The following is a 23,211-nucleotide window of genomic DNA, read 5'->3' on the forward strand; positions in this document are numbered from 1 at the left end:
CTTAAATATAGTACCGCGTGTGCAGGGGTGTGTCAAACCTTTTTTCATAAAAAACGGCAGCACCGAGTGGGTGCCGCCGATTTCACAAGCGAGCAAGAGCTTTTTCTACTATATATATCGCAATTACTTGTCGTTTGAAAATGTGACTGAAAAATTTGCTGATTTATGTCGCAATCCCTGCAAATTCTGTCACGCACAACTATTCCTGCCAGAAACTAGCCGCAATCTTCTGGCCCTGATCAATCTTGGCCCACTGTTCTTGCTGCGTTAGTTCATTCCCGCCGTCGCAGGAAGCAAAGCCACACTGGTGGGACAGGTACAGATTCTCCTTAGGCAAAATCGTTGCGGCCTGGTTCAAGAGGCGCAAAACGCGCGCTTCATCATCCAACGTGTTGGTCTTGCTGGACAGCAAACCGAGCACAACTTCAACATCGCGCCCCTGCAACGCCTTAAGCGCAGTGATGTCCCCGGCACGCTCGTCATCCCATTCGAGGAAGAAGCGGTCGTAGTGCTGATCACGCAAGAACTTTTCGGCAATCGCTGCGTAACTACCACCTGCTGCGTGGCGGCTTGCGTAGTTGCCCCGGCAATTGTGGGTCCAAACACGCAGACCAATTTCGTGTCCGTAATCAACCACCGCGTTGTTCACCGCAACGAACTCGTCGGCAAGACCTTCCACGCCGCCCTTGCCTTCCGCAAAGAAGCTCTGCTGGTTGTCATCGGCGAACAGTTCCCAGAGACAATCATCAAATTGGATAATCGTCCCGCCAGCTTGCTTGTATTCAAACAAAAATTCCTTGTAGGCGTTAATGAGACCGGTCTTCAGCTCATCAGTCGTCTTGTATACCTGGCCTTCGCCGTACAGGTGGTCGAACACGGTCAGTTCGGTGAACGCGTGGGCCGCGCCCCAAACGGTGGTCTTCACTTCCGCAGTTCCCGCCTGGGCTTTTACCTCCTTGAAGATATCAATAAAATGATGATTCTTACCGGAAAGAGGCTCCGTGATTGCCAGAGCAATGTCCTTCCGGGTTTCGAAATTACCACCATCGTGATCTTCAAACCGATAACCGTGGTCGGCGATGTGGCGTTCGATGCCCTTAAGCCCCCACAAAAAGTCGAGGTGCCACATGGACTTGGAGTATTCACCGTCAGTTAAGATGTCGATGCCGTGGGCCTTCTGCGCGGCAATCACATCGCTAATGGCCGCCGTTTCGGTTGCCTGGTAACCATCGAAGTCGGCGTAGAACGGGTACTGAATGTCCTCGCGCTTTTCAATCTGGCTCTTGTACTTCAGCAAATCTGCGGGCCGTAGCAGTGAACCAACAAGTTGAAATCTGGATTTAGTCATAACGATATCCCCCGTTTTGTTTACGAATTAATTGATGAATTCATTCTAACAAGTTTGCCGTTAAATAGATAATTCACAATTATTCGGTGATATAATAGGCATTACCTATGACAGTAAGCGCAGGAGGACCCCATGCGTATCCAACAACTAGAGTATTTAGAAAAAATCGCCGAGACTGGCTCCATTAACGAAGCCGCCAAGCAGCTGTTCATCAGCCAGCCATCGCTATCCCAAGCGATGAAGGAGCTCGAAAAGGAGTACGGCGTGCAGCTATTCTACCGCAGTAAGGTCGGCATCACCCTCACCGACGCCGGGCGCGAGTTCATTAACTATTCACGTGGTGTGCTCGACCAGGTGAACCTGCTCAACGAACATTTTGGCCAGGATAAAGTCCGCAAGCAGATATTCAGCGTGTCCGCACAACACTACGCCTTCGTGGTGAACGCCTTTGTCGAGCTGGTCAAAGAAATCGGGGGCGACGAGTACCAGTTCACCCTGCGCGAAACCCAAACGCAGACGGTGCTGAGCGACATCCAGACCTTCAAGAGCGAAATCGGCGTGATTTACCTCAACAAATTCAACGAAACCGTGATGCGCCGGCTGATTGCCGAAAAGGATCTGGAGTTCGTACCGCTGTTTGAGGCCCAGCCCCACGTATTCGTCGGGCGCGACAACCCGCTGACCAAGAAAAAGCGCCTGAAACTGGCCGACTTGGCAGATTATACCTACCTATCCTATGAACAGGGCGACACCAACTCCTTCTATTTTTCCGAGGAGATTCTCAGCACCCTGCACCGCAAAAAGCACATCCAGATTAGTGACCGGGCCACCATTTTTAATTTAATGGTCGGCCTCGATGGTTACACAATCAGCTCGGGGATTATCAGTAGTGACCTGAACGACGAGAAAATCGTGGCCATTCCGCTCGACATTGATGATTCCATGACGCTGGGCTACCTGCACCACAAGAAAATCGAAATGAGCAGCACCGCGGCGCGCTACCTAGAACTATTGAAGGAACACATCCGTAACTACGGCTTCAAAATTTTCTAACTAAAAAAGTTCACCGACGAGATGAAATCAATCGTCAGTGAACTTTTTTGCATTTTATCGGCCCGTTGCTTGGGCGGGCGCAGTTACCCGGCTGCTGCCCGTGAGCACCGCTGCGCTGAACAGCTCGGCGACCGTGGCTGCCGGCAACAGCTGCTTTTCTAACAGCAATGCACGCACGGAATTATTCGTGGCCATTGCTTCCTTAATCAGCTGCGTGGTGGCCTTGTACCCCAGTAGTGGCGCCAGCACGGTGGCTGCGACCGCGGACTGCTCGACCTCACTGCGGCACAGTTCAGTGTTCACAGTGATACCGCGGACACACTTAGTCACCAGCATCTTGATGGCCGCACTCAGGTTGCGTTCATTCTCCAGCAGCTTGGCCAGCATGATGGGTTCGAAGGCGTTGAGTTCCAGCTGTCCCGCTTCGGCCGCCATGGTGACCGTCACATCGTTGCCGATGACGCTAAACGCCACCTGGTTAACTGCTTCCGGAATCACCGGGTTAATCTTGTTCGGCATGATGGACGAGCCCGCCTGCCGTGCGGGCAAGTGCAGCTCGCCAAGCCCGGCTTGCGGCCCGGAACCAAGGAGCCGCAGATCATTACAGAATTTGTTCAGATTCACCGCCAGGGCCTTGAGTGCCCCCGAAAATTCAGGGAAAACATCAACGTTCTGGATGGCATCGCTCAAGTCATCTGCCTGCTGCAACTCGAGGCCCGTCTGCTGGTTCACCTGCGCCACAATGTGCTGGCGGTAAAAAGGGCTGGCGTTCAGTCCCGTCCCAATGGCCGTGCCACCGAGACTCACCGTCTTCAGTGCCGCGCTGGCAACGTGCAGCCGGCGTAAGTCGCGGCGGAACATGTTGCTGTAGGCGTGGAAAGTCGCCCCGAACGTTGTCGGCACGGCGTCTTGGAGCTGCGTTCGGCCCACCCGGATGGCATCGTGGTATTCATCGGCCTTGGCCAAAAGCGTCTGACTCAGCAGGGCCACAGCCTCAAGCAGTGCGGGCACAAGCTCCAGCAGCGCCATTTTCCCTGCCGTTGGGTACGTGTCGTTGGTCGACTGTCCCTGGTTCACGTCGTCGTTCGGGTGCACCAGGAGGCCCGTGTTACGCCGGGCCAAATGGGCAATCACCTCATTCACGTTCATATTGCTGGACGTACCCGCGCCACCCTGAATGGCCGGCACGATGAACGCCTCCTGGTGCTGACCCAGCAGTAGTTCGTTGCACGCCGCCACAATCGCGCTCGCCTTATTCGCAGCGAGGGTGCCACCAGCCCGGTTCACCTGGGCGGCTGCCTTCTTAATCTGCACCAAATTCCGCACAATCAACGGGTCCGTCATCCGGGCGAAGGGGAAGTTCCCCGCGGCTCGGGCAGAGTGCACCCCGTACAAAACATCGTCGTCGATAGGTAGACGGCCAACGCAGTCTTCCTCATAGTGAGTACTCATCAACGTAATCCTCCAGTCTCTGCTAGAAATTAATTACTCAAATTGTCAATAGTATCCGCCAAAAGCAGGTAGATGTCCAGCGTCCCGGCGCTTTTGTTTCACGAAACAAACACCGCGGTCAATTAGTGCGAAAATGCCGCGGCGTTACACCCCGGGCAGCCTTGAACACGGCGATGAAATGACTCGGTGTCCCGAATCCGCAATCGAGGGCAATCTCGGCCACCGCCTTGCGCGTCATCGTTAGTTGCGTCGTCGCCTGTGCCAGCCGCACCCGCTGCAGGTAGGCGCTGGGTGTTTCGTGCAGTACGGCCTTAAACAGGCTGAAACACTGGCTCCGGCTGATGTGGACCACGCCCGCAATCTGGGTGGCCGTCAGTGGCTCTTGATAGTGACGCTGAATGTAGTCCACCATTTGCCATACCAACTGGCTGCCAGCATCCGCGGGGCGCATTTGCTCCGCATCCACGTGCAAACGGGTCAGTATTCGGGTACACAAAGCGAGGGTCTCCAGCGCGATGGTCGGCGCGTCACTCCCCCCGAATCGGTAGGCGTTCCCCAGCAAATGCACGCGCTCTAGCACCGTTGCCTGCCACGGCGTTTTGTCCAGCAGCAGCACCACGTCTGGCGCCGTGGCCGTCATCTTGGCCCGCACCGTTGCCGCCGGAATTCCGGGCAAGTTGGTCAATAGGTCCGGATTCACCGCTAAATCAATGAACCGGCATTCACTGCGCGCGGGTGTGGTCAGGTAATGGAGCCGACCGCTATTAACCAGTAGCGCCGCCCCTTCTGGTACCGTGTAGTTTGCACCGTTCACGAACACGGTGAGGCTGCCCATAATTGGAGCCAAGAATTCCCAGTCCGCATGCCAATGGGCCGTGGTCGCATACCCGTGCCGGTACATGTCATCGACGGTCAGGTAAACGGGCAAGTCACCCACGTTGTAATTAATCGCCACGGATAAATCTGCATTGGTTCCCATCAGCGACCTCCTTTCACTTCTGATACGATTGTGCTACTTTCATGTACAATTATGACATTCACCACCGAATAAACAAGTTATAGTTGTTCATATAGAGCAATCGATTAATTCAGGGCGCCGGCACCGGCCACGTCTCAGGGAGGAAACAGACATGAACAACATTAAGTTACTCGCAACTGACTTGGACTCAACACTATTAACCAGTGACGGCCAAATCCCCGCAGCATTCACCACCTACGTTCACGCGCTGAAAGCTTCCGGTATCGACGTCGCCATCACCAGCAGTCGGCCCCTCGCCACCCTGCGGCGGATGTTCCCCATTAGTGGCCTCAGCTTCGTCTGTGACAACGGCGGGCTCGTCTACAGCGACGGACGCATCATCGCGCACAATATGATTGAAAGCAGCACCCAGCGCCTCATGTGCGGCTTCATCGCCAACCAGCTCGGCGCCGTGCCCGTTGTTTCCGGTCTCGACGCCGCCTATATCGGCCGGGACCACGCACAGTACGCAGATGAGCTGAGCGACTTCTTCACCAACGTCCGCGTCGTTAACAGCCTAGCGCAGCTGCCCGTGCCCGCCGACAAGGTGTCCGCCTACTTCCCGCATGCTGATAGCATCGCCCACATCGCCGCCATGCGTGGCCGGTTCGCCATCGACTACGCCGTCAACGTCACCGGGGATTACCTGATTGACCTGATGAACGCCGGGGTCACCAAGAGTGGCGCCATCAACACGCTTGGTGAATACCTCGACATTGCCAACACGGAAATGCTGGCGATTGCCAACGGGAACAACGACCTCGACCTGCTCGCGGCCGTTGGCTACAGTTACGCGGTCGCGAACGCCGAACCAGAAATCCTGCAAGCTGCCAGTTACCAGACCAGCAGCAACGATGACGGCGGCGTGTTGAACGTCATGGATCAGTTACTCCGGAGTGTGGCACTGACCGCATAACGCAAAAATGCCGCAAACCGGCCATTTGGCTTGCGACATTCCCAATTTTTACTAAACCCAAAAACAGCCCTGAACTCGCCAAATGCGAATTCAGGGCTGTTTTTGTGGTTACATATTAGTCTTCAGCTACGAAAGGCAGAAGGCCCATGATCCGGCTACGCTTGATAGCAACGGTGAGCTTACGCTGGTTCTTAGCAGAAGTACCGGTAACACGACGAGGAAGGATCTTGCCACGTTCGGAAACGAAACGTGCCAGAAGATCGGTGTCCTTGTAGTCAATGTATTCGATGTGGTTTGCGGCAATGAAGTCGACCTTACGACGACGACGGCCACCACGACGCTGTTGTGCCATTGAGAAATTCCTCCTTACATTCTTATTTTAGAATGGTAAGTCATCATCCGAGATGTCAATCTGCTTGCCAGAGTTGGCAAACGGATCAGGATTGTTGAACGGATCGGAAGCATTGCTGCTGCCGTTGTTGTTCATCCCCTGATTCCCGGAGTTGGCTGGGGCTGCCCCAGACCCACCTTGTGGGCGCTGCTGGTTCTGATTCTGGTTCTGGTAGGAGCCATTATTAGAGCCGTTGTTGTAGCCACCCTGGTTGTTGAAGGAATTGTTACCATTGCCGCTAGCTTCACCACGTGGGCGAGCCTCGGTTGTTGCGCGACTTTCTAGCAATGCGAAGTTATCGACGACTACTTCTGTCACGAACACACGCTGTCCCTGAGCGTTGTCGTAGGACCGTGCTTGAAGCCGGCCTTGGACACCAACCAGTGAGCCCTTGCGTGTGAAGTTCGAGAAGTTTTCGGCGCTCTTCCGCCAAATTACACAATTGATGAAGTCGGATTCACGTTCGCCCTGGGCGTTCGTGAAGTTACGGTCAACAGCCAATGTGAAGGATGCCACCGCGGTGCCGCCCTGCGTGTAGCGCAAGTCAACTTCGCGAGTCAGGCGTCCAGTCAATGCAACTTGATTAATCATTCCTTCGTCCCCCTATTGCTAAGCTAATCGGGTTCAGACTCGATTAAGCTTCACGCTTGATAATCATCTGACGCAGAATGTCAGCGCTGATCTTAGCAAGACGATCAAATTCATTGATAGCCTTGTCGTCGGATGCCGTTGCGTTCACGATGTGGTAGGTACCTTCAGTGTACTTATTGATCACATATGCAAACTTACGCTTCTGCCAGTCCTTGGAATCGATGATGTTAGCACCGTTATCCTTCAGAATGTTGTCAAAACGTTCAACAAGTGCAGCCTTACCAGCTTCGTCGATGTCAGGACGAATAATGTAGGTAATTTCGTACTTAGTTTCAGCCATTTGACTTTTCACCTCCTTATGGTCTTTGGTCCCCGCACGTAGCGGGGACAAGGGGCAAGCACAGGGCCACTTAGGGCCAGATACTCACAGAATAGAAGTTTAGCATAGTTTGGGCCGAACAACAACGGGCACGGGCGGCGTTACGCAAATATTTTTCGCAGCCGCCATGATTATCGGGGGACGCAAGTGAATGAACACGCTATCGTGACCGACACTGATTTAGAACGGCAAATCGTCGTCAGAAATGTCGACGCGCTTGCCGGCACTCGCGAACGGGTCGGGGCTGTTATACGGGTCCGTTGATTGGGTCGTGGCCGCAGTATAGGTTGCGGACTGGCCCGGGTTTTGGGGGCGAGCTTCGGTTTCTTCGCGCTTTTCGAGGAAGTAAAAATCTTCGACAATCACCTCAGTCCTGTAAACACGCTGTCCTTTTGCGTCGTCGTAGCTACTGGCCCTAATCCGACCAGTAATTCCTACACGCGACCCCTTGCGGACGTATTTATGCATTGCCTCTCCCGTCTGTCGCCACGCTACACAGTTAATAAAATCCGAATCACGTTCACCGTCTTTGTTCGCAAAGTTTCTGGTCACTGCAATACGGAAATGAGCGTACTGCACACCGTTTGCAGTTTGTCGCAGCTCAACTTCACTAGCCAAATTGCCCGTCAGCGCAACTTGATTAATCATAGCTTTTCCTCCTAACTCTTGCCCCGGCCAAAGCCCGGTGCTTTCCTAAGCGACACCAACTAGACAAGCACTGCTGCTTCTCTATATATAGATTTCGCCAATTAGGCCCAAAACCCCCGAAAAAAGTTTAAAAAAATAGAACCTGCACTAACAACATGCACGTTCCATACTGACTCGCCTTCTGCACCCGCGGCTCAATCCTAACCTCATAGCCCAATCTCCTTTTCAAACTCCTCCCGCGTAAAGGACTTCCCTTCGCGGTGCGTAACCATCGCAGCAAAGCGGTCATGGATCTTTTGCTTGCGGCGGTTGAACTCGTCTAGCAGTTCCTGACCAGAGTAGTTCGCCGCAATTAAGTCCTGCAGTATTTCGCTACTGAAGTCGAAAAAATCATCCGCTGGTTCAACGAACTCGTACAAGATTCCGTTCGCCACCCGCTTGGGCTGCAGTACAACTCCCGCCGGAATGCTGAATTCACTAGGAACCGTCACCATCACAGAATTCCCCTGCTTTCTTGTTTTAGTCAGCATGTCTTGTATCCTCCAATTACATCTTCGTTTAACCACAGCATATCGCGCGCACTGTGTAATTACAATGTAAGAACATGAACGATTACCAAGCATCCCGCCACCTATAGATTTCGCCAATTATGCCCAAAACCCCCGAAAAAAATTAAAAAAAGTGCCCGCACATTTCAGCACGGGCACTATCAGCAAATATTCTACTTAATCAACGCCACCAGCTCCGCGCACGCCGCGTGGCTAGCGATGGCCGATTCCGGACTCACGGGGTTAGCTCCGCCGTCTCGCACCGCCGTCACGAACGCCCGCGTCAGTTCTGCAAAGCCGCGGGTCTCGAGTACCGGCTCCCAATCTGGCCGGTGGCTAATGGTCGTGCCTGCCGTGGTGCTGGTCGTCAGCTGCAGCAAATCGTCACTTGCAACCCGTGCCGTCTGCCCTTGCACCGTCACCTGTTCGATGTTGGCGGCCGCGTCCATGTTCGTCACCACCTGCACCTGGCTGTGGGCGCTCTGCACGCTCAGATACCCCTGCAGCAAATTGCCCGCCGCATCCCGCACCAAGCGGCCGGACTGCGCCGTAACGGGTTCGTCTAGTAGCCACAGTGCCGTGTCAACTGAGTGAATCATGAGGTCCCACACGGCAAATTCGGCGTCCTGCAACGTGTGGTTGCGCGTCTTTTCGGCCACAATCATCTGTTTGCCGGTCACCTGCTTCAAAGCGACGTTGTTGGGGGCAAAACGGCGGTTGAAGCCGCACGTCAGCAATAAGTGCTTTTCCGCCGCGAGAGCGTACAGCGCCCGCACCTCCGCAATGTCCGTTGTCACCGGCTTGTCGACGTACACGTTCACGCCGGCGTTCAGCAGCGTCCGGATGATTTGTGCGTGCGTCGGCGTTGGTGTGTGCAGGAAAACGGCGTCGGGATGCACCGCCAGCAGTTCATCCAGCGTCTGGTGCACGTGGGTGAAGCCATATTTCGCCGCCAGCGATTCGCCCTTCGCCTGGTTACGCGTGGTCAGGTGCCATTCAACTTGGTCCTGCATCCCCGCCATTGTGGGCAGGTACGCCTTCTGGGCAATGTTGCCTAATCCCATTACGCCGATTTTTAGCATGTTGGTTCCTCCTTGTGTAGCGCTATCATATGCATTATTGTAGCACGGTTTGACTGTTAACCGTGGCTGGATTAAAGTCAGTGCAAAAAGGAGGCTGCAGCAAATGGCACCTAAACACTACAAACGCTACCTCGCTATCCTCATCCTCGTGCTCGCCCTAATCGTGCTGGGCCTCATCGCCAAGAGTTTCGCCGTCAGTGCGCAAACCGGAATGCTGGCAATGCTCATCCTCGTTATCGTCCTGCTGGGCTACTACTTCATGAGTCGTCCGCGGCAGTAACGCAAACACGGGGCGGAATCCGAGATTCCGCCCCGTGTTTTTAATTGAAATTAAGCGCCTGTAACTCCTGCTGCACTTGCGCATCCGCGTACTGCCCGTTAGCCACCACGCGGCCGCCAGCGATGACGATAATCGCATCTGCCCGCGCGAACGTCGCCGCGTCGAACTGGTGCGTAATCAGGATGAACCCCTGCGGCAAATCAAAGAGGTCCGCCTGCAGTTGGGCGGCAATCCGCGGATCTAACCCAGTGGTCAGTTCGTCGAAAATCATGAACTGGTACTGGCGCAAAAACAGACGGGCCAAGGCCAGGCGCTGCTTCTCCCCACCAGATAGCAGCGGCGTTTCGGCACTAATGGCCGTATCCAGGCTGTGCTGGTCGAGCCACTCCGCAAGTCCCGCACGCGTCAAGGCCGCAACCACCGCCGCATCGCTTGGCGCATCGGCAAACAGCGTCACGTTCTGGCGCACCGTGCCCGCGAAAATATCGGGCTTTTGGGTCATCATCCCCAGCGTCGCATACACCGTACCGCGGTCAATGCTGGTTTCATCCTGCCCGCGTAGAAGCGCGCGCCCGCTTGTCGGAACCAAATCGCCCAGCAGCATCCGCATGAGCGTGGTCTTCCCGCTCCCGCTAGCGCCGACGACCAGGTACTTCTTACCCGATTCAAACTGCAGGTTCACATCCTGCAGCAGGTTCTGCCCGTCTGCGTGATACTGCACATTCTGTAGCGCCAAAAACGGTGCCTTAGGAACGTCTGGTGCAGCGTGCACGGCCGCACTAACTAATTCCCCGTCATCCGGGGCCGCGAGCACTTCGGCAAGCACGGCCGCCTGCTTGCGGCCCCCGTAGAACTCGGCCAGCAACTCTGTGAGCATCGCCATGGGCCAGTTGAACAGACTCGCCAGCTGCGAGAACGCGACGAGCTGGCCCAACGTAATCGCCCCGCGCCGAACGAAATACGCACCCAGCAGCCAGGCCCCGAGGTACATCACGTCGCCGAGAAAATCCGAGATGCCGCTCGTGATCTTCTGAATTTTCTGGTCGCGCACCGTTGCCTGCACGACATTCTGACTCACGCGTTCGTGCTTCCGGGTGAACGGCGGCACCGACAACGCGTACTGGATGGTGGTGAAGCCCGCAAGCATGTCCGTCACGACGCTGGTGTAATGCGCCACCGCATCCACCACCGCCGTCTGAGCGCTCTCCAGCCACTTCTTAACCAGGAACGGGAACACCAGGGCGGGTACGCTGAGAAGCGCCACGCCCACCGTAATCAGCGGATTAATCAGGAACGTCCCGAGCACCGCCAGCACCAGCAGACTCACCAGGTAGACCGCCCGTAACAGCACGTGGAAGTAGCTGCCCGTGACCACGTCGACCTGCTTGGTGAGCTGGGCCACATACGTTCCGACCTGCTGCTGATGGAAGTGCAGGGGCCGCAGACGGTTGTAGCGGGCAAACAGCGCCGTGCGCAGCTCCCGCCCAATGCGTGCGGGCAATGACTCATTCATGTACTCCGCCGCGCCGTCCGTGAGTGCCTGAACAACTAGGTACCCAAGCACCGCGGGTACAGCCAGGGCGAAGCTGAGGTGACTGGCCCCGGTTGCGATATCCGTGATCAGCTGCAGGACGTACGAGTAAGCCACGAGCACGCCCGCGGCGATAATACTAATAATTACGGCGAATGTGAGCCGCCAAGGATGTTTAAAAAAATAGCGATACATAGCGATAACCATAAAAACACCGCGCATTTTTGATTACGCGGTGTTCCCTTAAATAATCTAAATTGTTATGTGCAGAATAGCACTTGTTTTAGCGCGATACAATCCGATTTATAGATAAATCCGGTAAATACACAGCGGTTCAGCATATGCATCGTCGGTCACCATTTTCTGCAGCACCCCGCCGCGACTTTCGATTACGTGCCGGCTGGCCGCATTACCCTTAAACGCCGTGATAATCACGTACGGTTCGTGGCGGCGCAGGAAAAAAGCGAGCGCGAAGTCTAGCAACTGTCCGGCCGCACCGTGGCCCCGCTGACTCGGCGCCACCGCGTAGCCAATGTGCCCGCCCGTTTCTGCAAGCTGGGGCGTCATCGCTAGCCGGCAACCAGTCTCGCCCACAATCGCGCCGCTGTCCGCGAAGAGATAATAGTCAAGTTGGGGCACCCGCCATTCGGCTTCCGGCTGCAAGTTCTGCAATGTCCGTGCCATCGTCTGTGCATAATCCGCTTCTTTGACCATGCGCGCCCGAATGTCGCGGCTATACGGATTGGCAACGTCGTGATTCAGCCAATCACTGCGGTAGGTCGCAAAGGCCGCCGCGTCTGCCGCATTATCCCTTAATGTCCGTATCTCCATCGTCGTCGCCTCCACCGTCTCCGCGTTCGTCATTGTTTTGCCTATATTCTAACGTACTGGGCGCGGATTTTCAGCCCCACTATGCCGCCGATTTCACCGCCTGCAAGTGCCGTTCACGTCGGGCAAGAACCAGTGCCAGCACAGTAATCAGCGCCGCCGCCACGCCGTACGCAACCCACGCTACCTGTGGATTGATCGCATTGGCGATGCCCAGGAAAAAAACCGTCCCCAGTGGTGCGCCCAGTAGCGAGCACGTCTGCATCACGCTCGCCGTTGCGGCCAGGTTGGACGCGGGAACGCGAATCATGATCTCACTGGACAGCCGCGGATTGATTTTGCCTACCGGATACGTCACCAAAATCATGAACGCAACCATCAAGTACCGGTTTTGCCACCAGAACATGTTCACGGCAAAAAGGGTAAGGGAGAACATCGTGATAGCCGTGAGCGTGGGCAACGAGAAGTTCTGCATGCCATCGTGGGTCAGCAGCGAGCCACCAATCATCGCCACCGACGACACAATCCCAATCACCGCCACCGTGGTGCTGAAGCTGCCGAACCACAAGTTGTGTTGCTGGGCGAGCAAAACGTTACTGAGGCCGTCGATGGCGGTTCCCAGCGTGTTCACCAACACAGCCAGTAGCAGCATGGTCAAAATCAGGCGATCAGCGAGGACAACTTTCATTGACGCCATTAGGCCACCCAGCACCGATTTCTTACCCGCTTTTGCTGCCGGCTCTGGCGTCTTTTCTGCTGCATCATTTTCCGCCGCATCCGCAGCCTGGAAGTGCCGGCGATCCTGCAAGAGCACTGCCGCTGCCAGAACGAAACTAGCCGCATTAATCAAACCAAAGATTGCGTAGTTGTGATTCAGCACCACGATGAGACTTGCCCCAACGGCCTGGAAAATAATGCTGATGATATTCCCCACCCCGGAAGTGAAGCCCATCGCGTCCTGGTACTCTTCCCGCGTGTGCAGGAAGTGCTGCTCGTAATGGAGCACCAATCCGTTCGTGTAGTCCGCGATGACGTCAGAGGCGATGTTGATGGCCAGTAGTACCCAGAACACCACCCGACTGGCAGTGTTGCCAATAATAAGTGCCAAGACCACATAGAGCAGCCCCTGAGCCACACGCAACCAGAGGAGCATGGACAGCCGGCGATTTGCGCTGGTACGGTCCGCCAGGTAACCACTGGGAATAGTGAAGAAGTTTGGCACCATGTTCGCAATGGCCACCATCGACAAGGCCGCAGTGGCAAAGGATAGGGACTGGGCATAGATGAGGAAGACGAAGTTGAAGAGTACAGAGCCAATCCGGCTGAGGAAGGCGGACGTTGCTAGTGCGCGGAACTGCCGGTTAGTACGAAAGATGTGCATAATGTTGACCTCCAATGTGGTTGCTTACTTGATGTGCCCATCATATTTGACAACCAGCACCAGCTGCTCAACAATTGACATATATGACAAATTAATTGAGGCAAACATATGCAAACTTACGGTGCAACGTTCCGCGAACTGCGTAACAGCAAGATGATCACGCTCAAAGACATCGAGGCCCAAACCGGCATAACCAGCTCGTTTATTTCCCGTTTTGAGCGCGGGCGCAGTGACATCAGTATCTCCAAGCTGCAGACAATTCTCACGGCCGTTAATATCTCCATGGAAGAATTCCTGGAGGAGCAGCGCCGCCTGTCCGTTAACCTTGACGCCAGCCATGAAGACGCAGGCATTTTCCTCGAAATCGCCCGCAGTCCCTACATGCAGCCGTACCTGAAATTCCGGACCGTCAACGCGGCGCGCCACCAACCGATTCTGACCGAATTAACGCGTGCCCGCACCACTTACCGTCAAACGCCGACCCGCAGCAACCACTTCGTCTACCTGTTCTACCAAAGCATGGCCCTGGCCTCGGAAGACGACATTAACGAACACGCTGCTGAACGGATGGCACTGGGGCGCCCCATCGTCGCCTATCTGCAGCAAGTCGACACCTGGAACGCCTACGAATACTACCTGTTTGAACTGTTCGCCATGACCATCTCGCAGGCAGACAACATCCGCCTGCTGCGGCTGGGCCTGAAGCGCCTGGCGCACGGTAATTTTGCCCCCGTCTACATGGGCAAGGCGTTCGACTTGCTGCTAGCCGACTTCACTTCGGCCATTTCTTACAACCTCCCAGAATTGGCCCAAGCCGTCCTGAGCGAAATGGACAAGCAAAAACTAGAGAATGCCAGTGAAGCCCTCACCCGCAACTTCTGCCATGGCTGGTACAACATCCGCTTCGGTGATAACCAGCGGGGCCAGCGTCAATGCAACGACGTCATCACGGCGTTGCGCCCGCTCAAGGTGCAGCCACTAGAACGGCTGAGCAAAATCCGGGATGAACTGCGCAAGAACAGCAAATTCAACATGATTATTATTAACGTGTAACCAAAGACCCCCGACGCAACGCCATCGGGGGTCTTTTACGTTCTTTATTCCACCGCTGCCGGTTTGCCGAACTTGTAGCCCTGCACGTAGGCAACACCGAGTTCGTGGGCCATGGCGAGGTCAGCATCGTTTTCGACCCCTTCCAACACGAAGCTCATCTGGTTGTCGCGGGCGACGTTGACCCAGAACTGAATCCGTTCGCGCATCTGCTCCGGATTGTTGGTCTTGCGCAGGTTCTGCATCGCGAACTTCACCCCGTTGACGTACCGCAGCGCGCTGTGGACTAGCTCGAACGAGTTATCACTGCCGACGTCATCAATCAGGATCTTGACCCCCGCCGACCGGTAAATCGCACTAATGCGGCGCGTGGTCTCGAGGTCCAGGATGTCCGTGATTTCCACGGTCATGTTGTCCGGGCCGTCCGCACTGGCCGCAAAGGACGTGAGCACGGCCGCCACGTCGCGGTCCGCGAACTGTGCGGCGGTCAGGTTCATGTTCAAGTTCCGCAGGTCGCTGTTCTCCAGCACCCGCCGCAACAAGATCGTCTGCAGGTGAGCCGAAATCTCGAAGTCGTCGGGCAGAATCCAACGCTGCTGAATGCTGTCATACGTCCGCAACAGCAATTCATTGTAGAAGCGCGGATTGCCGGGCTGGGAAATATCGTAAATCCCCTGGGCGAAGAAGCTGAACTTGGCGGCGTCGCGCACGAGCGTGGTCTGATCAATCGCGATGACTTCTTGGTTCACGGAGATAATGTCGCGTCCGGTCCGCTTGCTCTTATAGAGGGAATCGTCGGCGCGCTTATAGGCATCGTCAATACTGATGTCAGTCGGTGCAATGGCCGTCATCCCCGCCGACATGGTGACCGCAATCTGGCGCTGCGCATACGAATACTCACGCTTGCGCACGGCCTGCCAGCATTCGCGGATAATCGGCAGTACCTGGGCCGGAGTACGCCCAGGGAAGACGATGTTGAACTCTTCGCCCCCGGTGCGGTACATTTTTTGCTCCACATCAAACTTCTGCAGGGTGTCATCAATCGTGGCCGCGACCCCGATTAACACGGCGTTGCCCGCCAGGTGGCCAAACTGCTCATTCACCTGCTTAAAGTGGTCAATATCCAGTGACACGAGTGTGAGCGCGCGCTTTTCCGCCCGCGCCTGCGTGAAGAAGTCGGTAAGCTCGTGCTGGTAGGTCTCTAGCGTGTCACTGCTGGTCATCTGATCGTAATTGGCAATCTGCTGCATGTGGTAATTGTTAATGTCCACGCGCGCCAGTCGCTCCCAGTAGAGCAGCACGAACACCAGCATCACGGTGAACATGAAGATGCCTTCCTGGATCATCTGTGGCGTCGTGTGCGCGCCCAACGTGTGCGCCGGGACCGTCAGCCAGAACAACAGCGCCATCCCCAGTGAGCACAGACAGCTGACAAACCAATAGTACCCGCCAAAGCGCTGCAGGTTCTTGAGCACCGCCAGAATGCCGCACGCCGCAACCAAGCCTCCCAGCACGGGGAAGGTGGTGAAGTTGGGCGCATGGCGGACATACCACAACAGCACGAAGGCCAGCACCTGGATGCCCAATTCAACGCGGCCGAATTTCTGGTAGAAAAACGGCACTACAAGCACGAACAGTGACCAATTATAGTAGATGACCGCCGCCTCACCGGCAAGTGTCAGCGTCGTTGCCAGGTAAATCGTCCCGGAGAGCAAAATTGGCAGCACGAGCAGGTAACCCCGCCGCCACATCTGCGTCCGCGGCGACAATTTCTGGTTCGTAAACGTGTCAATCCAGTAGCGCTGGTAGTAGGAAACGAAGCCAATGCTAAAGAAGCACGCAACAATAATGCGCACGATGGTTAATGGCACTAAACCTAGCGAATTTGGCATGACGGTTCCCTCACAATTAGTTAACGTTTCCAGCGATTTTGCTTTGCGTATCTATAAGTAATAACCCATTAAACGAATCAAGACCAGCCGCGATAACGGCTGGTCTTGGTATAATAAGCTTGTCTTGACGGGGCAAAGCGGGCATTTCACGCTGGATGGATTGTCTGCATTACGCCGTGCTGCTGTCATTTTTTGCCCCGGCGTACAGGTTCAAAATTGAACAGCAATTTCTAATGCTAATGATTTTATGTTTTGTATATACATAATGTACTATACCAATAGCCGTTTGTAAACAGATGGATTGTGGATTTAACAATTAGGCTGGATCAGGGCAAAATAGTAGCCGTCAAGCAGCAGAATGCCAAAAATGTTGTTTGCTTAAACCACGCATTGATGCATTATTTTATTGTGAGAACTTTTTTACAGCGTGAGCATTTTGGGGTGGCATCTTCAAATATGGGGTGGTAGTAAAATGGAACAAGAATCAGGTATCGGCAGTTTAATTCTCTGGGGCACAGTCGCGGTATTCTTCATTTTCATGTCTGGATACTACTTTGCCCAATTCAAGGCAAGTGGTAGCTATTCTGCCTTACTGTTGGCGGGCGGGCAGATGATATTTGGCATCACCGAGTTAATCCGCTTCAAGAAAACCAAGCTTAATTAGCAAAAATACGTCGCAACACCATCTGCCGGTGTTACGACGTATTTTTACTTAAAATGCACTAAATTCACCAATCGTCTTCGCGTCCAGCCGTTCGAGCACGGCCTTGGTCAACGCGATGGAGTTCTGGTAGTCGCTCAGACTCGCCCAGTTGTACGGCGTGTGTTCATACCGGACGGGGATGCCGACCACGATGGTTGGGCAGCCCTTCCAGTTGCCGATTGCGGCCCCATCTTGACCACCACCAGTGCGGACGGCGCGGGTGTACGGAATGCCCAGCTGATCAGCCAGGCCCGTGGCGTAGTTCTGGAATGGCTGGTTGGCAATGTAGGTGGTGTCGTAATCCCGCAGCATTGGCCCGCCACCCATCCGTGTCTGGGACAGCCAGTCGGGTTCGAACGTGTCGTCGGCCGGCACGCCTTCCAGCACAATCGAAATGTCGGGTTCAATCTTGCGGGCAGCAACGTAGGCCCCGCGCAGGCCCACTTCTTCCTGCGCGGACAGGCCGGCAACCACGTCCACACCGAGGTCCTTGCCGGCAAGCTGCTGCATGACTTCCGCCATGGCGGCAGCGCCGAGCCGGTCGTCGAAGTCCTTCCCGAACAGCAAGCCTTTCTTCTCGTTGAACTGGAAGTCAACGTCAACGAAAATCGGGCAACCCGTATCAACCTTGAAGTCGTTAATGGTTTCCTCGCGACTAGACGAACCAATATCAACGGACATTGACGCCACGGTTGGGACCGCATTACGTTCAGCCACCGTCATGAAGTGTGGTGGCTTGGTGGCAACAACGCCGGGATAGAACTGGCCGTCCTTTGCCCGCACCTTGACCTTCATTGCGGGCAGGTTCGTGGGCACAAAACCACCGAGAGTCACAAACTTGAGCATCCCGTTTGGCCGCACCGCCTGGGTCAGCAGGCCGACCGCGTCGGAGTGGGCGTCAAGTTGCACCACGGGCTTCTTGCCAGTGTTCTCGGCGCGCCGCAAGATGGCGTTGAACATCCCGTCGACTTCAAGTTTCCCGAGGCCCTTAGTGTCGTCCGCAAACAGGCGCACAATCTCCTGCTCGAACCCAGATGTGCCGTTAGCGTTGCTGTATTTGCGAATCCGTTCTACTGAATCCATGAATATTCCTCCGTTCTATTGGTGTTTCTCCTCGTACCGCTGCGCCCCTTTATCGACGCCTTCCTTAACCTTCTTGGCGCCGGTAACCACGCCGTGTGCCACGGCATCCCCAGCGTCGCGCAGCTTGGCCTTGGTCTCGTCACTAGTCAGCTTCGCGTACGTGTCGCTCTGCTGCACCTTGTTGGCGGTATCCTTCAACGTCTTGCTCATCTTATCTAAAAAGCTCATAACTGTCCCTCCAGATTAATTGTTAACTTCACGATAGATATTGGGGTGGGGAAAGTCAACGTGAAAATGCACCATACTACATTTTCAGCACCAAACTCGAAAAAAATGCATTATACTGCCTGAATTTAGTTCCCCGCCAACATAAAAAACAAGCAAGCACAGTCACCCGTGCTTGCTTGTTTGCATTCAGATCTTATTCGTTTTCGTTGTCGTCTTCAGCGCGGTGCAGCAGTTCTTGCACCTGCGCATCGGTCTGGCCGTCAACAGGTTCGCTGGCAGCCGCTGGTGCTGCGCCTTCTGGACCGTCAGTAGCCAGCGCATCTGCCTCTGATGCATCTGGTTCAGCGTCAACCTTGGCCATCGTTGCGACCTTGGCGCCGTCGTCCACGCGGATCAGGCGCACCCCGATTGCGGAACGGCCGGTTTCGGACACATCCTTGGCGTGGAAGCGAATCATGACCCCCGCATCGGTGACCACGAGGATGTCCTCGTCGCCATTGATGGTGGTCAAACCAGCCAGTTCACCGTTCTTGTCGGTGACGTTGACGGTCTTAATCCCCTTACCGCCGCGACCCTTGATTGGGTATTCGCTGGCCTTGGTCTGCTTCCCGTAACCCTGCTCAGAAATGACGAAGACGTGCGCATCTGGCCGCAAAACATCACTGCCGATGACACTGTCGCCGGCGCGCAGGTTCATCCCGCGCACCCCGGCAGCGGAACGGCCCATGGACCGCACTGCCGTTTCCTTGAACGTGACGGAGTAGCCGGACTTGCTCCCGATGATAATCGTTGAGTCGCCGTCCGTCAGCAGCACGTTGCTCAGTTCGTCGTCATCACGCAGGGACAAGGCGATGAGGCCGTTGCTGCGAATGTTGGCGAACTCGCTGACCGCCGTCCGCTTGACCGTCCCGTTTTGGGTGATGAAGAACAGGAAGTCATCGTTCTCGCGTTCCCGCGGCACGTTGATGACCGCCTGAATCTTCTCGCCGGAACTAATGCCCAGCAGGTTCACGATTGGAATTCCCTTGGCGGTCCGGCCGTATTCAGGAATTTCGTACCCCTTACTCCGGAAGACCTTCCCCTTGTTCGTGAAGAACAGCAGGGTGTCGTGGGTGGAGGTGGAAATCAGGTGTTCCATGAAGTCGTCATCATGAATGCCCATCCCCTGAATCCCGCGACCACCACGGTTTTGCGTCTTGAACTCTGCTTGTGGCAGGCGCTTGACGTAACCATTATGGGTGAGGGCAATCACGACTTGTTCCTCTTCGATGAGGTCCTCGTCTTCAATGGACAGCACTTCACCGACCCGCAGTTCAGTCCGGCGCTTGTCGCCGAACTTGTTTTGGATGTCGAGGAGTTCTTGGTAGATGATCTGGTGAATACGTTCAGGTTTAGCGAGGATGTCCTTGTAATCAGCGATTGATGCCCGGACGTCCTTCAACTCGTTTTCAACCTTGTCGCGTTCCAAACCGGTCAGCCGCACCAGCCGCATGTCGAGGATGGCCTGGCTCTGCTTGTCGGACAGGTTGAACTTGTCCATCAAGATGGCCTTCGCCTGTTCCCCCGTCTGGGACCCCCGGATGATATTAATGATTTCGTCGATGTGGTCCAGCGCAATGTGCAAGCCTTCCAAGATGTGCTCGCGAGCCTGGGCCTTCTTCAGATCGAAGACGGTCCGCCGGCGAATAACTTCTTCTTGGTGCTTGAGGTAGTATTCCAGGATGGACTTGAGGGGCAGGGTCTTCGGTGCGCCGTTGACAATCGCAACCATGTTGAAGCTGAAGCCGGTTTGCAGCGGGGTCAACTTGTAGAGGTTGTTCAAAATGACGTTGGCGGACATGTCCCGGCGCACATCAACGACGATGCGCATCCCTTCACGGTCGGATTCATCGTTCACATCGGTGATGCCTTCGATTTTCTTCTCGCGGGCCAAATCGGCGATGCGTTCAACCAGCTTGGCCTTGTTGACCATGTATGGGATCTCGGTTGCCACGATGCGTTCACGGCCACTCTTGTCCTGTTCAATCTCAACCTTCGCGCGGACGGTGATGGTTCCCTGACCGGTCTCGTAGGCCTTCCGAATCCCGGTCTTGCCCATGACCACGCCCCCAGTTGGGAAGTCGGGTCCAGGCAGGGCGGTCATGAGGTCCATAGTCGTCGCGTCGGGGTTGTCCATCAGAATGTGCAGGGCAGAAATAACTTCGGCGAGGTTGTGGGGCGGAATGTTCGTGGTCATCCCCACGGCAATCCCGGTTGCCCCGTTCACGAGGAGGTTCGGGAAGCGGGCCGGCAGCACTACTGGTTCTTTTTCGGAACCATCATAGTTATCCTGCCAGTCAACCGTATCCTTGTTAATGTCCCGCAGCATCTCGAGCGTAATCTTGCTCATCCGGGCTTCGGTGTACCGCATTGCGGCGGCCCCGTCACCATCGACGGACCCGAAGTTACCGTGCCCATCAACGAGCATGTAGCGGTAAGAGAAGTCCTGCGCCATGCGGACCATCCCTTCGTAAATCGAGGAGTCACCATGGGGGTGATACTTACCCATGACGTCCCCAACGATACGGGCGGACTTCTTGTATGGCTTTTCGGGGGTGACCCCGAGTTCATTCATCCCGTAGAGAATCCGCCGCTGCACGGGCTTCAGGCCGTCGCGGACATCGGGCAGTGCACGCGCAACGATAACGGACATTGCGTATTCAAGGAACGATTTGCGCATTGTGGGCACGAGTTTAACGGTCTCAATGCGGTGATCTTGCTCTTCCATCTTTCCTCCTTGCTACACCGGCGTTCAGGCGCCGGTATCAATTGTTTCTGTAGTGATTTTACGTTAATTAGTTAGGCGTCGATGTTCTTCGAGTCCACGTAAACCGCGTTGTCCTCAATGAACTTCCGGCGTGGTTCCACCTTGTCGCCCATGAGTACTTCGAAGACTTCTTCGGCTTCGGAGGCATCTTCAGCGGATACCCGCAGCAGCCGCCGGTTCTCAGGGTTCATGGTTGTTTCCCATAGCTGGGACGCATCCATTTCCCCAAGCCCTTTGTACCGCTGGATTTCTGGCTTAGGACTTGGTGGCAGTTGGCCGAGCAAGTTCTCCAGTTCTTGATCGGAATCGAGGTACTGCATCATCTTGCCCTGACGTACCCGGTACAGTGGTGGCTGGGCGATGTAGACGTAGCCCGCATCAAGCAGTGGCCGCAAGTACCGGTAAATCAGCGTCAGCAGCAGGGTCCGGATGTGGGCCCCGTCAACGTCGGCATCGGTCATGATAATCAGCTTGTGGTAACGCGCCTTGGCCACGTCGAATTCTTCCCCGAAGCCGGTCCCCATGGCGGTGAACAGCGTCCGAATTTCTTCGTTCGCCAGAATCCGTTCCATGCTGGCCTTCTCCACGTTCAGAATCTTCCCGCGAATTGGCAGGATAGCCTGGGTCAGACGACTCCGGCCGGACTTAGCGGAACCACCGGCGGAGTCCCCTTCGACGATGAACAATTCAGAAATCTCGGGGTCCTTACTGGAGTTGTCCGCGAGCTTCCCGGGCAGACTGGAGATTTCCAGTCCACTCTTGCGCCGCGTAACTTCACGCGCACGCTTAGCCGCCAGCCGGGCCTTACTTGCGAGCATCGCCTTGTCGATGATGAGCTTGGCCGCAGACGGGTTCTCCATCAGGTACTTGTTGAAGTGCTCGGAGAACATGCGGTCGGTGACGGTGCGGGCGTCAGAGTTACCCAGCTTGGTCTTGGTTTGCCCTTCGTACTGGGGATCTGGGTGCTTGATGGAAACAACCGCGGTCATCCCTTCACGTACGTCATCCCCAGACAGTGCGTCGTCATTGGCCTTCAGCGCCCCAGACTTGCGGGCGTAAGCGTTGATAACCCGCGTGAGGGCGGTCTTGAACCCGGCCTCATGCGTGCCCCCTTCGTACGTGTGGATGTTGTTGGCAAAGGTCAAAAGCTGACTTGCATAACCATCCGTGTACTGCAGGGAAACTTCAACGGTAATGCCATCCTGTTGCCCCTCAACGTACACTGGCTCTGGCAGCAGTGTTTCCTTGCCCTTATCGAGGTATTCAACGTAGTGCCGAATCCCACCTTCATAGTGGAATTCCAGCTTCTCGGCGGTATCCTTCCGCCGGTCGATGAAGGTCAGGCGCAGGCCCTTGTTGAGGAATGCCAGCTCGCGAATGCGAGTTGTCAGGATCTTGTCATCGTACACCGTGGTTTCGGTGAAGATGTCGGAATCGGGCACAAAGTGAACCTTAGTCCCGTGCTGGAAGTCTGCCGGGGCATCGCCAGCGATGTACATTGGCTTGTCGACCTTCCCGCGCTTGAACGTAATCCGGTAGATTTTGCCATTCTTGGCCACTTCAACCTGCAGATTCGTGGACAGCGCGTTCACAACGGACGCCCCGACCCCGTGCAGACCACCAGAAACCTTGTACCCGCCACCGCCGAATTTACCGCCGGCGTGCAGAATCGTGTAGACCGTTTCGAGCGCTGGCCGGCCGGTCTTGGCCTGAATGTCCACGGGAATCCCCCGACCATCATCGGTGACGGTGATGGAGTTGTCGGGCTCAACAATGACGTTGATGGTGGTGGCAAAACCGGCAAGGGCTTCGTCAATCCCGTTATCAATGATTTCCCACACCAAGTGGTGCAGGCCCTGAACACCGGTGGAGCCGATGTACATCCCTGGGCGCTTCCGGACAGCTTCTAGGCCTTCAAGCACCTGAATCTGACTGGCATCGTATTCCGCAGCTAATTCAGCCTTGGTTTCTTTTTCAATCTCGTCCGCCACGTTTTTACCTCC

At 55.4% G+C, this 23,211-nt stretch carries 22 protein-coding genes; 5 read left to right on the plus strand and 17 right to left on the minus strand.

Annotation, left to right across the window (positions count from 1 at the left end; all coding sequences use genetic code 11):
- Window positions 1-199: 199 nt before the first annotated feature.
- On the minus strand, window positions 200-1,348 hold the full coding sequence (locus tag FC18_RS04825; protein ID WP_054678990.1) for a cobalamin-independent methionine synthase II family protein: 1,149 nt from the start codon (window positions 1,346-1,348) through the stop codon (window positions 200-202).
- 132 nt (window positions 1,349-1,480) lie between these two features.
- On the opposite strand from FC18_RS04825, the gene FC18_RS04830 reads away from it, so the two are divergent.
- Window positions 1,481-2,401, plus strand: coding sequence for a LysR family transcriptional regulator (locus FC18_RS04830; protein ID WP_056975615.1), 921 nt, complete (start codon window positions 1,481-1,483; stop codon window positions 2,399-2,401).
- Window positions 2,402-2,455: 54 nt separating this feature from the next.
- Here FC18_RS04830 and FC18_RS04835 read toward each other — a convergent pair whose 3' ends face one another.
- Together FC18_RS04835 and FC18_RS04840 are read right to left on the minus strand one after the other, a co-directional pair.
- Window positions 2,456-3,853 (minus strand): aspartate ammonia-lyase, encoded by a 1,398-nt coding sequence (locus FC18_RS04835; protein ID WP_054678993.1) that lies wholly within the window; start codon window positions 3,851-3,853, stop codon window positions 2,456-2,458.
- A gap of 118 nt (window positions 3,854-3,971) precedes the next feature.
- Window positions 3,972-4,832: an AraC family transcriptional regulator gene (locus FC18_RS04840; RefSeq protein WP_054678996.1), complete on the minus strand. Its 861-nt coding sequence runs from the start codon at window positions 4,830-4,832 to the stop codon at window positions 3,972-3,974.
- Between the two features lie 151 nt (window positions 4,833-4,983).
- Here FC18_RS04840 and FC18_RS04845 point away from each other — a divergent pair, with 151 nt between their 5' ends.
- The gene (locus tag FC18_RS04845; protein WP_054678999.1) at window positions 4,984-5,787 is read left to right on the plus strand and encodes an HAD-IIB family hydrolase; all 804 of its coding nucleotides are present in this window, start codon (window positions 4,984-4,986) and stop codon (window positions 5,785-5,787) included.
- A 115-nt stretch (window positions 5,788-5,902) separates the two neighbouring features.
- Here the strand turns inward: FC18_RS04845 and rpsR are convergent, their stop codons facing one another.
- The 6 genes from rpsR to FC18_RS04875 all read right to left on the minus strand — a co-directional run bounded on the left by rpsR (window position 5,903) and on the right by FC18_RS04875 (window position 9,426).
- Window positions 5,903-6,139 (minus strand): 30S ribosomal protein S18, encoded by a 237-nt coding sequence (gene rpsR, locus FC18_RS04850; RefSeq protein ID WP_054679002.1) that lies wholly within the window; start codon window positions 6,137-6,139, stop codon window positions 5,903-5,905.
- 27 nt (window positions 6,140-6,166) lie between these two features.
- A complete protein-coding gene (ssb, locus tag FC18_RS04855) occupies window positions 6,167-6,769 on the minus strand; it encodes a single-stranded DNA-binding protein (RefSeq protein ID WP_054679004.1) in 603 nt (200 codons plus the stop codon).
- A 43-nt stretch (window positions 6,770-6,812) separates the two neighbouring features.
- On the minus strand, window positions 6,813-7,109 hold the full coding sequence (gene rpsF, locus FC18_RS04860) for a 30S ribosomal protein S6 (RefSeq protein WP_054679007.1): 297 nt from the start codon (window positions 7,107-7,109) through the stop codon (window positions 6,813-6,815).
- A 219-nt stretch (window positions 7,110-7,328) separates the two neighbouring features.
- Window positions 7,329-7,796: a single-stranded DNA-binding protein gene (ssb, locus tag FC18_RS04865; protein ID WP_054679009.1), complete on the minus strand. Its 468-nt coding sequence runs from the start codon at window positions 7,794-7,796 to the stop codon at window positions 7,329-7,331.
- A 206-nt stretch (window positions 7,797-8,002) separates the two neighbouring features.
- A complete protein-coding gene (locus tag FC18_RS04870; RefSeq protein ID WP_054679012.1) occupies window positions 8,003-8,326 on the minus strand; it encodes a hypothetical protein in 324 nt (107 codons plus the stop codon).
- A 191-nt stretch (window positions 8,327-8,517) separates the two neighbouring features.
- Window positions 8,518-9,426: a Gfo/Idh/MocA family protein gene (locus tag FC18_RS04875; RefSeq protein WP_054679016.1), complete on the minus strand. Its 909-nt coding sequence runs from the start codon at window positions 9,424-9,426 to the stop codon at window positions 8,518-8,520.
- Between the two features lie 103 nt (window positions 9,427-9,529).
- On the opposite strand from FC18_RS04875, the gene FC18_RS12040 reads away from it, so the two are divergent.
- Complete coding sequence (locus tag FC18_RS12040) at window positions 9,530-9,706, plus strand: hypothetical protein (RefSeq protein ID WP_156300910.1); 177 nt, start codon at window positions 9,530-9,532, stop codon at window positions 9,704-9,706.
- 40 nt (window positions 9,707-9,746) lie between these two features.
- Here the strand turns inward: FC18_RS12040 and FC18_RS04880 are convergent, their stop codons facing one another.
- The 3 genes from FC18_RS04880 to FC18_RS04890 form a co-directional block, all read right to left on the minus strand.
- Entirely contained in the window at window positions 9,747-11,459 is a 1,713-nt protein-coding gene (locus tag FC18_RS04880; RefSeq protein ID WP_082620469.1) for an ATP-binding cassette domain-containing protein, read from the minus strand.
- 81 nt (window positions 11,460-11,540) lie between these two features.
- Complete coding sequence (locus tag FC18_RS04885) at window positions 11,541-12,068, minus strand: GNAT family N-acetyltransferase (RefSeq protein ID WP_054679023.1); 528 nt, start codon at window positions 12,066-12,068, stop codon at window positions 11,541-11,543.
- A gap of 79 nt (window positions 12,069-12,147) precedes the next feature.
- Window positions 12,148-13,446, minus strand: coding sequence for an MFS transporter (locus FC18_RS04890; RefSeq protein WP_082620470.1), 1,299 nt, complete (start codon window positions 13,444-13,446; stop codon window positions 12,148-12,150).
- 108 nt (window positions 13,447-13,554) lie between these two features.
- Between FC18_RS04890 and FC18_RS04895 the strand changes: the two genes are divergently transcribed.
- Window positions 13,555-14,499 carry a helix-turn-helix domain-containing protein gene (locus FC18_RS04895; RefSeq protein ID WP_054679031.1) on the plus strand — a complete coding sequence of 315 codons (945 nt, stop codon included), beginning with the start codon at window positions 13,555-13,557 and terminating at the stop codon, window positions 14,497-14,499.
- A 44-nt stretch (window positions 14,500-14,543) separates the two neighbouring features.
- Here the strand turns inward: FC18_RS04895 and FC18_RS04900 are convergent, their stop codons facing one another.
- Entirely contained in the window at window positions 14,544-16,388 is a 1,845-nt protein-coding gene (locus FC18_RS04900) for a bifunctional diguanylate cyclase/phosphodiesterase (RefSeq protein ID WP_054679034.1), read from the minus strand.
- A gap of 472 nt (window positions 16,389-16,860) precedes the next feature.
- Between FC18_RS04900 and FC18_RS04905 the strand changes: the two genes are divergently transcribed.
- Entirely contained in the window at window positions 16,861-17,052 is a 192-nt protein-coding gene (locus FC18_RS04905; protein ID WP_054679037.1) for a hypothetical protein, read from the plus strand.
- Window positions 17,053-17,100: 48 nt separating this feature from the next.
- Here FC18_RS04905 and FC18_RS04910 read toward each other — a convergent pair whose 3' ends face one another.
- The 4 genes from FC18_RS04910 to gyrB form a co-directional block, all read right to left on the minus strand.
- Window positions 17,101-18,174 (minus strand): M42 family metallopeptidase, encoded by a 1,074-nt coding sequence (locus FC18_RS04910; RefSeq protein WP_054679040.1) that lies wholly within the window; start codon window positions 18,172-18,174, stop codon window positions 17,101-17,103.
- Window positions 18,175-18,189: 15 nt separating this feature from the next.
- A complete protein-coding gene (locus FC18_RS04915) occupies window positions 18,190-18,402 on the minus strand; it encodes a hypothetical protein (protein WP_054679042.1) in 213 nt (70 codons plus the stop codon).
- 193 nt (window positions 18,403-18,595) lie between these two features.
- The gene (gene gyrA, locus FC18_RS04920) at window positions 18,596-21,169 is read right to left on the minus strand and encodes a DNA gyrase subunit A (protein WP_056975617.1); all 2,574 of its coding nucleotides are present in this window, start codon (window positions 21,167-21,169) and stop codon (window positions 18,596-18,598) included.
- Window positions 21,170-21,240: 71 nt separating this feature from the next.
- Window positions 21,241-23,199: a DNA topoisomerase (ATP-hydrolyzing) subunit B gene (gyrB, locus tag FC18_RS04925; protein WP_054679045.1), complete on the minus strand. Its 1,959-nt coding sequence runs from the start codon at window positions 23,197-23,199 to the stop codon at window positions 21,241-21,243.
- Window positions 23,200-23,211 lie beyond the last annotated feature (12 nt).

Source organism: Lacticaseibacillus sharpeae JCM 1186 = DSM 20505 (assembly GCF_001436225.1).
In the GTDB taxonomy this organism is placed as follows: domain Bacteria; phylum Bacillota; class Bacilli; order Lactobacillales; family Lactobacillaceae; genus Lacticaseibacillus; species Lacticaseibacillus sharpeae.

What these genes read in the sequence shown, in the direction of transcription:
- FC18_RS04875 (WP_054679016.1), bottom strand. Translation starts at nt 9,426, where the DNA reads ATGCTAAAAATCGGCGTAATGGGATTAGGCAACATTGCCCAGAAGGCG.
- rpsF (WP_054679007.1), bottom strand. Translation starts at nt 7,109, where the DNA reads ATGGCTGAAACTAAGTACGAAATTACCTACATTATTCGTCCTGACATC.
- ssb (WP_054679004.1), bottom strand. Translation starts at nt 6,769, where the DNA reads ATGATTAATCAAGTTGCATTGACTGGACGCCTGACTCGCGAAGTTGAC.
- FC18_RS04885 (WP_054679023.1), bottom strand. Translation starts at nt 12,068, where the DNA reads ATGGAGATACGGACATTAAGGGATAATGCGGCAGACGCGGCGGCCTTT.
- gyrA (WP_056975617.1), bottom strand. Translation starts at nt 21,169, where the DNA reads ATGGAAGAGCAAGATCACCGCATTGAGACCGTTAAACTCGTGCCCACA.
- ssb (WP_054679009.1), bottom strand. Translation starts at nt 7,796, where the DNA reads ATGATTAATCAAGTTGCGCTGACGGGCAATTTGGCTAGTGAAGTTGAG.
- FC18_RS04835 (WP_054678993.1), bottom strand. Translation starts at nt 3,853, where the DNA reads ATGAGTACTCACTATGAGGAAGACTGCGTTGGCCGTCTACCTATCGAC.
- FC18_RS04840 (WP_054678996.1), bottom strand. Translation starts at nt 4,832, where the DNA reads ATGGGAACCAATGCAGATTTATCCGTGGCGATTAATTACAACGTGGGT.
- rpsR (WP_054679002.1), bottom strand. Translation starts at nt 6,139, where the DNA reads ATGGCACAACAGCGTCGTGGTGGCCGTCGTCGTCGTAAGGTCGACTTC.
- FC18_RS04825 (WP_054678990.1), bottom strand. Translation starts at nt 1,348, where the DNA reads ATGACTAAATCCAGATTTCAACTTGTTGGTTCACTGCTACGGCCCGCA.
- FC18_RS04870 (WP_054679012.1), bottom strand. Translation starts at nt 8,326, where the DNA reads ATGCTGACTAAAACAAGAAAGCAGGGGAATTCTGTGATGGTGACGGTT.
- FC18_RS04900 (WP_054679034.1), bottom strand. Translation starts at nt 16,388, where the DNA reads ATGCCAAATTCGCTAGGTTTAGTGCCATTAACCATCGTGCGCATTATT.
- FC18_RS04880 (WP_082620469.1), bottom strand. Translation starts at nt 11,459, where the DNA reads ATGCGCGGTGTTTTTATGGTTATCGCTATGTATCGCTATTTTTTTAAA.
- FC18_RS04845 (WP_054678999.1), top strand. Translation starts at nt 4,984, where the DNA reads ATGAACAACATTAAGTTACTCGCAACTGACTTGGACTCAACACTATTA.
- FC18_RS04905 (WP_054679037.1), top strand. Translation starts at nt 16,861, where the DNA reads ATGGAACAAGAATCAGGTATCGGCAGTTTAATTCTCTGGGGCACAGTC.
- FC18_RS04895 (WP_054679031.1), top strand. Translation starts at nt 13,555, where the DNA reads ATGCAAACTTACGGTGCAACGTTCCGCGAACTGCGTAACAGCAAGATG.
- FC18_RS12040 (WP_156300910.1), top strand. Translation starts at nt 9,530, where the DNA reads ATGGCACCTAAACACTACAAACGCTACCTCGCTATCCTCATCCTCGTG.
- FC18_RS04830 (WP_056975615.1), top strand. Translation starts at nt 1,481, where the DNA reads ATGCGTATCCAACAACTAGAGTATTTAGAAAAAATCGCCGAGACTGGC.
- FC18_RS04910 (WP_054679040.1), bottom strand. Translation starts at nt 18,174, where the DNA reads ATGGATTCAGTAGAACGGATTCGCAAATACAGCAACGCTAACGGCACA.
- FC18_RS04890 (WP_082620470.1), bottom strand. Translation starts at nt 13,446, where the DNA reads ATGCACATCTTTCGTACTAACCGGCAGTTCCGCGCACTAGCAACGTCC.
- FC18_RS04915 (WP_054679042.1), bottom strand. Translation starts at nt 18,402, where the DNA reads ATGAGCTTTTTAGATAAGATGAGCAAGACGTTGAAGGATACCGCCAAC.